Source organism: Corallococcus exercitus (genome assembly GCF_042231735.1).
In the GTDB taxonomy this organism is placed as follows: Bacteria; Myxococcota; Myxococcia; order Myxococcales; family Myxococcaceae; genus Corallococcus; species Corallococcus exercitus_B.
The window spans coordinates 600,689-615,563 of record NZ_CP102577.1 but is presented as its reverse complement, the minus strand read 5'-3'; the positions used below and the strand labels follow the sequence as shown (position 1 = coordinate 615,563).

2 protein-coding genes (1 of these 2 only partly in view) are annotated in these 14,875 nt (G+C 70.4%); both read left to right on the top strand.

The window, feature by feature from the left end:
• Positions 1 to 13,319 carry the 3' portion of a non-ribosomal peptide synthase/polyketide synthase gene (locus NR792_RS02530; RefSeq protein WP_375758467.1) on the top strand. 11,401 nt of this gene lie to the left of the window's left edge, so only the last 13,319 of its 24,720 coding nucleotides appear in the window; the start codon falls outside the window, past its left edge; it ends in the stop codon at positions 13,317 to 13,319.
• On the top strand, positions 13,316 to 14,875 hold the full coding sequence (locus tag NR792_RS02525; RefSeq protein ID WP_375758466.1) for a pyridoxal phosphate-dependent decarboxylase family protein: 1,560 nt from the start codon (positions 13,316 to 13,318) through the stop codon (positions 14,873 to 14,875). The genes NR792_RS02530 and NR792_RS02525 overlap by 4 nt, the downstream gene beginning before the upstream one ends.

The window sequence follows — 14,875 nt, the reverse complement described above, 5'->3', positions numbered from 1 at the left end:
AAGGCGACGTCCTCAAGGCACAACTGGATTACTGGAAGCAGCAGCTCTCCGGCGCCGCTCCGTTGGAGCTGCCCACGGACAAGCCCCGGCCTCCCGTGCAGTCCTCCAACGGCGCGCAGGTGTCCGTCGTCCTGCCGGCAGAGACGTCCAGTCGCATCAAGGCCCTGGGCCTCCAGGAAGGCGTCACGCCCTTCATGCTGCTGCTGGGTGCCTTCCAGGTGCTGCTCTCCCGCTACGCGGGCCAGGAGGACGTCACCGTCGGCTCGCCCATCGCTGGGCGTCAACGCGGTGAGCTCGAAGACCTCATCGGCTTCTTCGTCAACACGCTGGTGCTTCGCGCACGCGTCGCTCCCGCCCTCTCCTTCCGGGCCTTGCTCGCGCAGGTGAAGGAGACGGCGCTCGGGGCCTACGCGCATCAGGACGTGCCCTTCGAACGGCTGGTGGAGGAACTCCATCCCACGCGCGACATGAGCCGCGCCCCGCTCTTCCAGGTCCTCTTCTCCCTGCAAGGCGCGCCCAACACGGAGCCCCTTCGGAACCAGGCCCTGTCGCTGCATCCCCTGGAGGCGGACACGGCGACCTCCAAGTTCGAGTTGCAGCTCATCCTCTCCGACACTCCCGAGGGCTTCCAGGGCACGCTCGCCTTCAACACGGACCTCTTCGAGGTGAGCACCGCCTCGCGACTGGCCGCGCACTTCGGCCGCCTCGTGGACGCACTGCTGGCGCGGCCCGACGCGCCCCTGGCCTCCGTCTCCATGCTCGGCGAGGACGAGCGGCGCCAGGTGCTCGTCGAGTGGAATGCCACCGCTTCCGACTTCCCCCGCGACGCCAGCATCCACTCGCTCTTCCAGGAGCAGGCGCTCCGGACACCAGACGCCATCGCCGTCGAGGCGGAAGGGGCGACGCTCACCTATCGGCAACTGGATGCGCGGGCCAATCAGCTCGCGCGCTTCCTGCTGACGCTGGACCTGGGCATTGAGCCGCGCATCGGGGTGTGTCTCCACCGGAGCGTGGAGCTGGTGGTGGGGCTGCTGGGCATCCTCAAGGCCGGTGGCTGCTACGTGCCGCTGGATCCCTCCTACCCGGCCCAGCGGCTGGCGTTCCTGCTCGAGGATTCGGGCGTGGCGGCGGTGCTCACGCATCAGTCGCTGACGCCGGTGCTTCCGGAGTCCTCGCGCCCGGTGGTGTGCCTGGACTCCGACGGGGAACGGATCGCACGTCAGCCGGCGGAGGCGTTCCACGCGCCCGTCCGTGCGGAGCAGCTGGCGTATGTCACGTACACGTCGGGCTCGACGGGGACGCCCAAGGGCGTGGCCATTCCCCACCGGGGCGTGGTGCGGCTGTTGATCGGCTCGCGCTTCGTGAAGCTGGGGCCCTCGGAAGTCGTGTTGCAGCTGGCGCCGCTGGCGTTCGATGCGTCGACCCTGGAGATCTGGGGTGCACTGTTGCACGGCGGCCGGCTGGTGCTCTTTCCCCAGGCGGTTCCGTCGCTGGACGAGCTGGGTCAGGCCCTGCTCCGGCATCGGGTGTCGGTGCTCTGGCTGACGGCGGCGCTCTTCGACCAGATGCAGCAGGAGCAGCCCCGGGCCCTGGCGGCGGTGGCGCAGCTCCTCGCCGGAGGCGATGTGCTCCCCGTGCCGAGGGTTCGCGAGCGGCTGGCCCTGTCGCGCGGCCTCGTGAACGGCTACGGGCCCACGGAGAGCACGACCTTCACCACCTGCCACGTGATGGCTCCCGGAGACGCCGTGGGCGGCTCCGTGCCCATCGGCCGGCCCATCGCCAACACACAGGTCTACGTGCTGGATGCGGCGATGCAGCCGGTCCCCGTGGGGGTGCCGGGCGAGCTGTACATCGGCGGCGACGGCCTGGCGCGAGGCTACCTGGGGCGGCCAGCCCTCACCGCGGAACGCTTCGTGCCGCATCCCTTCGCGGCGATCCCGGGTGAGCGGCTGTACCGCTCCGGGGACCGCGTGTGCTGGAGCGCGGACGGAACGCTGAGGTTCCTGGGGCGCATGGACTTCCAGGTGAAGCTGCGCGGCTTCCGCATCGAACCGGGCGAAGTGGAGGCGGTGCTGCGCGAGCACGCCGCGGTCACCGATGCGACCGTGCTGGTGCGCGAGGATGTCCCCGGAGACAAGCGACTGGTGGCCTACGTCGTGCCCGCGGAGCTGGACACCGCGCGGCTGCGCGACCACCTGCGCCAGCGGCTGCCGGAGTACCTGGTGCCGTCCGCCTTCGTGACAATGGAGGCCTTGCCGCTGTCGGCCCACGGCAAGGTGGACCGCAAGGCCCTGCCCGCACCAGAAGCCCCACGCGGATCCGCGACCCACGAGCCCCCGCGCAACACGCTGGAGACCCAGCTGGTCTCGCTCTGGGAGAAGGTGCTGGGCCGGGAAGGCATCGGCATTCACGCTCACTTCTTCGAGCTGGGAGGCCACTCGCTGCTGGCCACGCAGCTGGTCTCCCGGATCCGCTCCGCCCTGGAGGTGGAGCTGCCGGTGCGAGCGCTCTTCGAAGCGCCCACCGTGGCCGCGCTCGCGGCGCGCATCGACTCCGCCGCGCGCACGCAAGCCCCTGCCCTGCGCCCCGTCCCGCGCGATGGGGACCTCCCCCTCTCCTTCGCCCAGCAGCGCCTCTGGTTCATCGACCAGCTGCAGCCGCTGAGCGCCGCCTACCACATGCCCACCTTCGTGCGGCTGGTGGGCCCCCTGGATGAGGCCGCGCTGCAACGCGCGCTCGACGAACTGGTGCACCGTCACGAAGCCCTGCGCACCACCTTCGTCCAGCACGAAGGCCAGCCGCTTCAGCGCATCTCACACACGTCACAGCTGCCGCTCGTCGTCGTGGAGGCGGGCGCCCTTGCACTGGAGCCACAGCTGCGCGAGGAGGCCTCACGCCCCTTCCAGCTCGACTCCGGCCCGCTGGCCCGCGCGAAGCTCTGGCGCCTGGGGCCCACCGAGCACGTGCTCGCGCTGACGATGCACCACATCGTCTCCGACGGCTGGTCCATGGGCGTGCTGGTGCGTGAAGTGGCTGCCCTCTATGAGGCCTTCTCTCAGGGCAGGCCTTCGCCCCTGCCACCCCTGCCCGTGCAGTACGCCGACTACGCCGTCTGGCAGCGGCAGTGGCTGCAAGGCGACGTCCTCCAGGCGCAACTGGATTACTGGAGGCAGCAGCTCTCCGGTGCCGTGCCGTTGGAGCTGCCCACGGACAGGCCTCGGCCTCCCGTGCAGTCCTCCAACGGCGCGCAGGTGCCCGTCGTGCTGCCGGTCGAGACGTCCCGCCGAATCAAGGCCCTGGGCCTCCAGGAGGGCGTCACGCCCTTCATGCTGCTGCTGGGTGCCTTCCAGGTGCTGCTCTCCCGCTACGCCGGCCAGGAGGACGTCACCGTCGGCTCTCCCATCGCGGGACGTCAGCGCGGAGAGCTCGAAGACCTCATCGGATTCTTCGTCAACACGCTGGCACTGCGCATCCAGGTGGATGGGCAGAAGGCGTTCGTCCACTTGTTGCGACAGGTGAAGGAGATGGCGCTGGGGGCCTACGCCCATCAGGACGTGCCCTTCGAGCGGTTGGTGGAAGAGCTTCAGCCCACGCGCGACATGAGCCGCGCCCCGCTCTTCCAGGTCCTCTTCGCCCTGCAGAACGCCCCGGCCGCGCCCCTTCGCGAGCAGGCCCTGTCGCTGCATCCCCTGGACGTGGAAGCGTCCACCTCCAAGTTCGAATTGCAGCTCATCCTCTCCGACACGCCTGAGGGCTTCCAAGGGGCACTCGGCTTCAACACCGACCTCTTCGAGGTGAGCACCGCCTCACGACTGGCCACGCACTTCGGCCGCCTCGTGGACGCGCTGCTGTCTCAGCCGGACGCGCCCCTCGCTTCCGTCTCCATGCTCGACGAGGACGAGCGGCGCCAGGTGCTGGCGGAGTGGAACGCCACCGACGCCAGCTACCCGCAGGACTCCACCCTTCCAGAAGTCTTCGCCCAGGTCGTCGCCCGCTTCCCGGAGAAGCTCGCTCTTGAGTTCGGAGAGGCGTGCCTCACCTACCGGCAGTTGGATGAGCGAGTGAACCGCCTCGCCCACCACCTGCGCGGCCTCGGCGTCACCACCGACTCGCGCGTGGCCATCGCCCTGGAGCGCTCGCTGGAGCTCGTCGTCGGCCTGCTCGCCATCCTCAAGGCCGGTGGCGCCTATGTGCCGCTGGACCCGAGCTACCCGCGTGAGCGTCTTGCGGCCATGGTGGAGGACGCCCGTCCTCATGTCCTCCTCACGTCCCGTGCGCTCCTGGCGAAGCTGCCCGAAGCCCTGATCTCCGCGTCGACACGCGACGCTGCCGCCGCCGCGATACCCGGCGACGGCACAGCAGCCGATGCAACGCGGAATGTCTCCGCCTCCACGACAACGAGCGACGCATTTAGCTCCTCAGCCGTGGGCGACACGTCTGCTTTCGCGAAGCGGCTGACGTTGAGCACCGTGGTGCTGGAGGACGTCCCGCTGGAGGACTTGCCCTCCCACGCCCCCACGCCGTCCGCCCTGCCGCTGAGCCTCGCCTATATCGACTTCACCTCCGGCTCCTCCGGCAGGCCCAAAGGTGTCGGCACGCCTCACCGCGCCGTCCTTCGCACCCTCTTCGGTACGGGCCTCACCCACTTCGGGCCCGACGCGTCCTTCCTGCTGCTCGCCCCCATCTCCTTCGACGCCTCCACCTTCGAAATCTGGGGCGCCCTGCTTCACGGCTCCCGCCTCGTCATCGCCCCGCCCCAGCCTCCTTCCCTGGAAGAGTTGGGCGCCCTGCTTCAGCGCTTCAACGTCACCACCCTCTGGCTCACCTCCGGCCTCTTCTCGCAGATGGTCGATGGCCACCTCGAGGGCCTTCGCCCCCTCAAGCACCTGCTCACCGGTGGCGACGTCGTCTCGCTTCCTCACGCGCGCCGCGTCCTCGACGCTCTCCACCTCCCAATCACCAACGGTTACGGCCCCACCGAGTCCACCGTCTTCGCCACCGCCTTCCACCTGCGCGACACTGCATTCCCCGGTGCCTCGCTGCCCATCGGCAAACCGCTGGCCAATACCCGCGTCTACGTCCTCGACGCCCAGGGCCTCCCGCTTCCCGTCGGCCTGCCCGGTGAGCTCTTCATCGGTGGAGACGGCCTCGCGCGCGGCTACCTCGAGCAGCCCTCCCTCACCGCAGAGCGCTTCCTGCCAGACCCCTTCGCCTCCACGCCCGGCGCGCGCCTCTACCGCACCGGGGACAAGGCTCGCTGGCGTCCCGACGGCTCGCTCGAGTTCCTCGGCCGCCTCGACTCCCAGGTGAAGCTGCGCGGCTTCCGCATTGAGCTGCCCGAAGTCGAAGCCACCCTGCTGCGCCACCCCGACGTGCGTCAGGCCGTCGCGCTGCTCCGCGAGGACGCCCCCGGCGACAAGCGCCTCGTCGCCTACGTCACCGCCCCGGACACCCTCGCCACCTCCAGCCTGCGCGCCTTCCTCCTGCGGCACCTGCCCGAGTACATGGTGCCTTCCGCCTTCGTGCGCCTGGACGCCTTGCCGCTCACCGCCCAGGCCAAGCTCGACCGCAGGGCCCTGCCTCCTCCTGACGCCCACGCCTCCGCTCACGGCTACGTCGCCCCGCGCACACCCACCGAAAAGCAACTCGCCGAGCTGTGGGCTCCCTTGCTCCAGGTGGAGCGCGTGGGCGCTGATGATCACTTCTTCGAGCGGGGAGGCCACTCGCTGCTGGCAACCCAGCTCGTCTCCCGGATCCGCGCCGCCTTCGGGGTGGAGCTGCCGCTGCGCGTCCTCTTCGAAGCCCCTGTCCTGTCCGCCCTCGCGTTGCGAATCGACGCGGCACTGGGTTCTCGTCCGCTCCTGGCACCACCCCTGCTGCCGGTGCCGCGCGCAGGCGCCCTGCCGCTGTCCTTCGCGCAGCAGCGCCTGTGGCTCATCGACCAGATCGAACCCGGGGGGAGCGCCTACAACATCCCCACGGCGTTGCGCTTGCGAGGCCCGCTCGACGTGGCGGCGATGCAGCGTGCATTCACCGCGCTCGTCGAACGTCACGAAGCCCTGCGCACCGTCTTCGGCACGCAGGACGGCGAGCCCGCGCAGGTCATCCAGCCCCTCGTGGACTTCCACCTGTCGTTCGTGGAGCTGAGCACCCTGCCGGACGCAACGCGGGAGACCGAAGCCAGACGCCGGGCCTCCGAAGAGGCCATGATCCCGTTCGACCTCTCACGGGGGCCCCTCTTCCGAGCCCTGCTGTTGCGAGTGGCCGAGGAGGAGCACGTGCTGGTGGTGACGATGCACCACATCGTCTCCGACGGCTGGTCCATGGGCGTGCTCGTGCGGGAAGTGGCTGCCCTCTACGAGGCCTTCGCGCAGGGCAGGCCTTCGTCGCTGCCGCCCCTGTCCGTGCAGTACGCCGACTTCGCCTCCTGGCAGCGTCAGTGGCTGCAAGGGGACGTCCTCGTCCGCCAGCTCGACTTCTGGCGCCAGCAGCTCTCCGGTGCCCCTGCCCTCCTGGAGCTGCCCACCGACAGGCCCCGTCCCGCCGTGCAGTCCTCTCGCGGCGCGTACGTCCCCGTCCAGCTTCCCGCGGCCCTCACCTCCCGCCTCCTCACCTTCTGCCAGCAGCAGGGCGCCACTCCCTTCATGGCCCTGCTCGCCCTCTGGCAGCTGCTCCTCTCCCGCTACTCCGGCCAGCACGACCTCAGCGTCGGCGCTCCCATCGCGGGCCGCACCCGCTCCGAGACCGAGGGCCTCATCGGCTTCTTCGTCAACACCCTCGTCCTGCGCTCCCGCATCTCCTTTCACCGCTCCTTCCGCCACCTCCTCTCCGAGGTACGCGCCTCCACCCTCGCTGCCTTCGAGCACCAGGACCTCCCCTTCGAGAAGCTCGTTGAGGAGCTCCAGCCCCAGCGCTCCCTTCGTCACTCCCCTCTCTTCCAGGTGATGTTCGCCCTCCAGAACCTGCCGGTGTCGGGCACGGAGATCCCTGCGGGCCCCAACGCGCATGCACCGCTGCGGCTCGAACCTTTCGAGCCCGACGCTCGGACCGCCAAGTTCGACCTGTCGTTGTCCCTGGCACAGCAGCCTGGAGGCCTGGAAGGAACGCTTGCCTACCGCACGGACCTGTTCGACGCGGCCACCGTCGTCCGCATGGGCGAACACCTGCGCATCCTGACGGAGGCCGCGCTCGCCGCGCCGGATGCACCGGTGGGCGACCTGCCCCTGCTGCCCGCGGGGGAGCGTCAGGCGGTGCTGTTGGATTGGAATGACAGCCGCCGGGAGCCCACGTGGACCGGGGCCCTGCACGAAGGCTTCGAGGACCAGGCCGCCCGCACACCGGACGCGCTCGCCGTGCTCGATGAACAGGGCGCGCTCTCCTTCGATGCGCTCAATGCCCGGGTCAACCGGCTCGCCCACTGGCTGCGAGCCCGTGGCGTCGGTCCCGAGGTCCGGGTCGCGCTGTGCCTGGAGCGGAGTGTGGACCTGGTGGCGGCGGTGCTCGCCATCCTCAAGGCGGGTGGCGCCTACGTCCCCCTGGATCCGGCCCTGCCCCCCGAGCGGCTGGGCTTCATGCTCCAGGACAGCGGTGCGGCCCTGGTCCTCACGCAGCGCCACCTGGGCGCGCGGGTGGAGCACCGCCACGCGGAGGCCGTATTCCTGGACGACGCGGCTCAGCGCGAAGCCCTCGCCCGGGAATCCAGCGGCAACCCGGTCCGGTGGAGCGTGCCCTCGCACCTGGCCTACGTCATCTACACGTCGGGCAGCACGGGCCGTCCAAAGGGCGTGATGGTGCAGCACGCCTCGGTGATGAACCTGCGCGAAGCCCTTCGTGCCACGGCCTATCGCGGCGTGCAGGGGCCGATGCGCGTCAGCCTCAACGCGCCGGTGTCCTTCGACGCTTCCGTCCAGCAGCTCGTCCAGCTGTCGGACGGCCACGCGCTCTGCGTCGTCCCCCAGGCAGTGCGCGAGGACGCGGCGTTGATGACGGCCTGGGTAGAGCGGCACGGCGTGGACGTGCTGGACTGCTCGCCCTCGCACCTGCGGCTGTTGCTGGAGGCAGGTCTGGGCTCCGGCAGGGCCCTGCGGGTGTTGGTGGGAGGGGAAGCCGTGGATGAAGCGCTGTGGGCGAAGCTGTCCGCCCATCCGCGCCTCCATGGCTTCAACGTCTACGGTCCCACCGAGTGCACCGTGGACGCCACCCTCCGCGAGGTGCGCGGCACGACACGCCCCACGCTGGGAAGGGCGCTGGCCAACGTCCGGACCTACGTGCTCGACGAGCGTCTCCAGCCCCTGCCTCCCGGCGTTCCGGGAGAGTTGTTCATCGCGGGCGCGGGCGTGGCGCGAGGCTACCTGCACCGGCCCGGGCTCACCGCCGAGCGGTTCATTCCGGATCCCTTCGCGACGACACCGGGCGAACGGCTGTACCGCACGGGGGACCGGGTGCGCTGGAGCCCCACTGGGGAGCTGGAGTTCCTGGGCCGCATCGACTTCCAGGTGAAGCTGCGCGGCTTCCGCATCGAATTGGGAGAGGTGGAGGCCGCGCTGGAGGAAGTGCCCGGAGTGCGCCGGGCCGTGGTGCTGGCACGCGAGGACGTGCCGGGCGATCAGCGGCTGGTGGCCTACCTCCTCACGGCGGACGGGCCCACGGCCGACACGGCGGGCCTGCGCTCGATGCTGGCGCGAAAGCTGCCTGTGTACATGGTGCCCTCCGCGTTCATCGCGTTGGAGGCGCTGCCGCTCGACACGCACGGCAAGGTGGACCGCAAGGCCCTGCCCGCGCCGGAGCAGGTGAAGGGAGCCGGTGTCTCACGAGTGGCCCCCCGCAACCCCATCGAACAGCGGCTCATGACCATCTGGGCGGAGGTGCTGCGTCTGCGCGAGTTGGGCGTGGATGAGGACTTCTTCGCCCTGGGGGGACACTCGCTGCTGGCCACGCAGGTGGTGTCCCGCGTGCGTGAAGCCTTCCAGGTGGAGCTGCCCGTGCGTGCGCTCTTCGAAGCGCCCACCGTCGCGGCGCTCGCCGCACGGTTGGATGGGCACGCGGAAGCGGAGCACCGGGCCCCCGCCATCGTCCCCGTGCCGCGCACGGGGGACCTGCCCGCATCTTTCGCGCAGCAGCGGCTGTGGTTCCTCGACACGCTCCAGCCGGGAGGCAGTGCGTACAACATGCCCATGGCGCTGCGCGTGCGAAGCACCGTGGACGAGGACGCGCTGCAACGAAGCTTCGCGGTCCTGCTCGAACGGCACGAAGCCCTGCGCACCACCTTCGTGGTGCACGACGGTGTGCCCTTCCAGCGCATCCACGCGCCCGTACGGCAGCCCCTGAGCGTGGAGGACCTGCGGGCACTGCCCGAAGCACAGCGGCAGGCGGAGGCGTCGAGGCTCGCGGCCGAGGAAGCGACACGTCCCTTCGATCTCGCCCAGGGACCGCTCCTGCGTGCACGGCTGTTGCGGCTGGGCACGGACGAGTCCGTGTTGCTACTGACGATGCACCACATCGTCTCCGACGGCTGGTCCATGGGCGTGCTGGTGCGTGAAGTGGCCGCCCTCTACGAGGCCTTCTCCCAGGGCAGGCCTTCACCCCTGCCTCCGTTGCCCGTGCAGTACGCCGACTACGCCGTCTGGCAGCGGCAGTGGCTGCAAGGCGACGTCCTCCAGGCGCAACTGGACTACTGGAGGCAGCAGCTCTCTGGTGCCGTGCCGTTGGAGCTGCCTACGGACAAGCCTCGGCCTCCCGTGCAGTCCTCCAACGGCGCGCAGGTGTCCGTCGTCCTGCCGGCCGAGACGTCCAGTCGCATCAAGGCCCTGGGCCTCCAGGAAGGCGTCACGCCCTTCATGCTGCTGCTGAGTGCCTTCCAGGTGCTGCTCTCCCGCTACGCCGGCCAGGAGGACGTTACCGTCGGCTCTCCCATCGCTGGGCGTCAACGTGGAGAGGTCGAAGACCTCATCGGCTTCTTCGTCAACACGCTGGTGCTTCGCGCACGCGTCGCCCCCGCCCTCTCCTTCCGGGCCTTGCTCGCGCAGGTGAAGGAGACAGCGCTCGGGGCCTACGCCCATCAGGACGTGCCCTTCGAGCGGCTGGTGGAAGAGCTTCAGCCCACGCGCGACATGAGCCGCGCTCCGCTCTTCCAGGTCCTCTTCGCCCTGCAGAACGCCCCGGCCGCACCTCTTCGCGAACAGGCCCTGTCGCTGCATCCCCTGGACGTGGAAGCGTCCACCTCCAAGTTCGAGTTGCAGCTCATCCTCTCCGACACGCCCGAGGGCTTCCAAGGGGCGCTCGGCTTCAACACCGACCTCTTCGAGGTGAGCACCGCCTCACGACTGGCCGCGCACTTTGGCCGCCTCGTGGACGCGCTGCTGTCCCAGCCGGACGCGCCCCTCGCGTCCGTCTCCATGCTCGGCGAGGACGAGCGGCGCCAGATGCTGGTGGAGTGGAACGCCACTGACGCCAGCTACCCGCAGGACTCCACCCTTCCGGAAGTCTTCGCCCAGGTCGTCGCCCGCTTCCCGGAGAAGCTCGCTCTTGAGTTCGGAGAGGCGCGCCTCACCTACCGGCAACTGGATGCGCGGGCCAACCGCCTCGCCCACCACCTGCGCGGCCTTGGCGTTACCACTGACTCGCGCGTGGCCATCGCGCTGGAGCGCTCGCTGGAGCTCGTCGTCGGCCTGCTCGCCATCCTCAAGGCCGGTGGCGCCTATGTGCCGCTGGACCCGAGCTACCCGCGTGAGCGTCTTGTGGCCATGGTGGAGGACGCCCGTCCTCATGTCCTCCTCACGTCCCGTGCGTTCCTGGCAAAGCTTCCCGAGGCCTTGATCTCCGCATCGACACGCGATGCGGCTGCCGCCGCGCTACCTGGCGACGGCACAGCAGCCGATGCAACGCGGAATGTCTCCGCCTCCACGACAGCTAGCGACGCATTCGGCGCCACGGCAGCACGCGGCGCGTTCGCTTCAACGACAACGAGTGACGCGTTGGCCTCCACGGCAGTGAGGGATGCGTTTGCCTCCTCAACCGCAGGCAGCACGTCTGCCACTGCGAAGTCCCAGGCATTGACCACTGTGGTGCTGGAGGAAGTCTCGCTGGAGGACTTGCCCTCCCATGCCCCGGCACCTTCCGCACTGCCGCTGAGCCTCGCCTATATCGACTTCACCTCCGGCTCCTCTGGCAGGCCCAAAGGGGTCGGCACGCCTCACCGCGCCGTCCTTCGTACCCTCTTCGCCACGGGCCTCACCCACTTCGGGCCCGACGCGTCCTTCCTGCTGCTCGCCCCCATTTCCTTCGACGCCTCCACCTTCGAAATCTGGGGCGCCCTGCTTCACGGCTCCCGCCTCGTCATCGCCCCGCCCCACCCTCCTTCGCTCGAGGAGTTGGGCGCCCTGCTTCAGCGCTTCAACGTCACCACCCTCTGGCTCACCTCCGGCCTCTTCTCGCAGATGGTCGACGGCCACCTCGAGGGCCTTCGCCCCCTCAAGCACCTGCTCACCGGTGGCGACGTCGTTTCGCTTCCTCACGCGCGCCGCGTCCTCGACGCCCTCCACCTCCCCGTCACCAACGGCTACGGCCCCACCGAGTCCACCGTCTTCGCCACCGCCTTCCAGCTAGAAGACTCCTCATTCCCCGGTGCCTCCCTGCCCATCGGCAAGCCGCTGGCCAATACCCGCGTCTACGTCCTCGACGCCCAGGGCCTCCCGCTTCCCATCGGCCTGCCCGGTGAGCTCTTCATCGGTGGTGACGGCCTCGCGCGCGGCTACCTCGAGCAGCCCTCCCTCACCGCAGAGCGCTTCCTGCCAGACCCCTTCGCCTCCACGCCCGGCGCGCGCCTCTACCGCACCGGTGACAAGGCCCGCTGGCGTCCCGACGGCTCGCTCGAGTTCCTTGGCCGCCTCGACTCCCAGGTGAAGCTGCGCGGCTTCCGCATCGAGTTGCCCGAAGTCGAAGCCGCCCTGCTGCGCCACCCCGACGTACGCCAGGCCATCGTGCTGCTCCGCGAGGACGTCCCCGGCGACAAGCGCCTCGTCGCCTACGTCACCGCCCCGGACACCCTCGCCACCTCCAGCCTGCGCACCTTCCTCCTGCGGCACCTGCCCGAGTACATGGTGCCTTCCGCCTTCGTGCGCCTGGACGCCTTGCCTCTCACCGCCCAGGCCAAGCTCGACCGCAAGGCCCTGCCGCCTCCCGACGCCCACGCCTCCTCTCACGGCTACGTCGCCCCGCGCACGCCCACCGAAGCACTGCTGGCCACGCTCTGGGCGGAGCTGCTCCACAAGGAGCAGGTCGGCATCCACGACGACTTCTTCGCGTCGGGTGGCCACTCACTGCTCGCCGTCCGTCTGGCCGCGAGCATCCGCGCGCGGACCGGCAAGAGCCTCCCGCTCGCCGCGCTCTTCCAGGCCCCGACCCTCGAACAGCTCGCGGCCGTCCTCGATGACGGCCCGGCCCCAACGTCCTCGCTCGTCGTCATCCAGCGCGGAGGGACCCGCCAGCCCTTCTTCTGCGTCCACCCCGCGGGCGGCAACGTGCTCGCCTTCGCGGACCTCGCGCGGCAGCTCGGGCCCGAGCAGCCCGTCTACGGCCTCCAGGCACAGGGCCTCGACGGCCGGCTGCCGCCGCTGGACTCCATCGACGCCATGGCCCGGCACTACGTCGCGGCGCTCCGCTCCGTCCAGCCGCACGGCCCCTACCGGCTGGGAGGCTGGTCACTCGGCGCCGTCATCGCGGCGGAGATGGCGCGCCACCTCCATCAGGCCGGTGAAGTCGTGGAGCTGCTCGCCCTCATCGAGCCCAGCCCGGCCCACGCCGCCATGGGGGATGACGACTCGGAGCTGGCCCTCCACTTCGCGCTGGACCTGGCCCGCCTCGCCGGGCTGCCCCCTCGCCTTCCCGCGAACGTCATCGGCGGCGGACCGGAGGCGCTGCTGCACCACCTGCACGCGGAAGGTCAGCGGACCGGCCTCTTCTCCGCGGAGTCCGGACTGGAGGAGCTGCGCATCCTGCTCCGCGTCTTCACCGCCAACGTCCGCGCGCTCGCAAGGCACGCGTTCACGCCGCTTCCGGTGCCCCTCACGCTCATCGTCGGCGCGGACTCCGGCAATCCGGACGCTCGCGGATGGGACGCCCTTGCGCCCCACGTGGACGTCATCCCTGTCCCCGGCGACCACTACACGCTGCTGCATCCCCTCTACGTGGAGGGGCTCGCGCGAGTCCTCGCGCCGCTGTTGGAGCACGCCGCGACCGCACGAGCCCAGCCACCCGCCGCCACCCTTCAACCCGATGAGCACCCATCCCCGCCTTCCCGCGTGGGAGGAGAGACGCCTTGAGCGCGATACGAGCGACCCCCGCCGCGATGGTCCACGCCGACGTCACCGAGTCCTCCTACCCGGAGCTGCCCCCAGCCCTGCGGGCCGCCTTCGAAGCCCTGCCCGAGGACGAGGTCCGCTCCCGGCTGGAGGGCTTTGTCGCCCTCACGCTCCAGCGGCTGCGGGCCCCGGCCTCCAGCCCCGTCCCCCCGTCCGTCCCCGCCCGCGTCATCGCCAAGGCCTTCGAGGCGCCGCTCCCGGAGGAGGGACAACCCATCGAGGCCATCCTCGCGGATGTCGCCGAACACGTGATGCCCCACGGGCGTGACAAGCGCTCGCCCACGTGGTTCGCGCAGCTGGACGTCCCGCCCACGGACTACTCCGTCTTCAGCGGCCTGCTCATCCGCGCCCTGGCGCAGGACCCCATCACCTTCTCGTCCGCGCGCTCGGGCACGTTCGTCGAGCGGCAGGTTCTCGGCTGGCTCACGTCGCTCGCGTTTCCGGACGTCCCCCAGGCCGGAGGCTGCTTCACCTCCGGCGGGACGCAATCCAACTTCCAGGCCCTGCTCATCCTGCGCAACGAAGCGCTGCGCCGCGCCGGGGCGGACGTCAACGCGCTGGGGCTCGTGGAGGCGCTGTCGCGCACGGGCCACCGGGGGATGCGCGTCTTCGCGTCCGAGGCCTCGCACCCCAGCATCTTCGCCGCCGTCCGCCAGCTGGGGCTGGGCGACGCGGGACTCCACCGCGTTCCCACCGACCGGGAGGACCGGTTGTGTCCGAGCGCCCTGGAGGCCGCGCTGGTGGAGGCGCGGCGCCAGGGCCAGCTTCCCGCCGTGGTGGTGCTGACCGCGGGAAGCTCGGGAGTGGGCGCCGTCGACCCCTTGCGCGAGGGAATGCGGCTCGCCCGTGAGTACGGCGCGCTCGTCCACGTGGACGCGGCCCACGGCAGCCTGATGCTCTTCTCCCAGCGTCACCGGGGCCTGCTCGACGGCCTCCAGGACGCGGACACCGTCACGCTGGATCCCCACAAGGTGCTGGGCCTCAACGCGCAGCTGGGCGGCCTGCTGGTGCGCGACGCGCGGCTGCTCACGCTGCTGGGCAAGGTGAGCCTGGACTACTTCGTCGCGAGCGAGGTGCCCGACCTGGGCGAGGTGACGCTGGACGGCTCGCGCGCGCTCAACTCGCTGGGCGCCTGGCTGCTGCTGCGCCACTTCGGCCGTGATGGCTACGGCAGGCTCGTGGACCACCTCTTCGCGCTCACCCGGGACTTCACGCGGCGCCTGAGGAAGAGCGGCTGCTTCGAGCTCTTCCCCGACACGCCGGCCATGAACATGCTCGCCTTCCGCCTCATCCCGAAGGCCGACGGCGGGACGCCCGAGGGGCTCGCGAGGGAGAACGCGCGCAACGACGCGCTGCTGTCACGGCTGATGCAGGGCCGGAAGTTCGCGGTGAGCTGCTACCGGCACGCCAGCGGCCGCCTGTACCTGCGGGCCGTCTTCATCAACCCGGCCTCGCGGCCCGAACACATGGCCGCGCTGGCCGACGCGCTCATCCAGCTCGCCCGCGAGGCGCAGTAG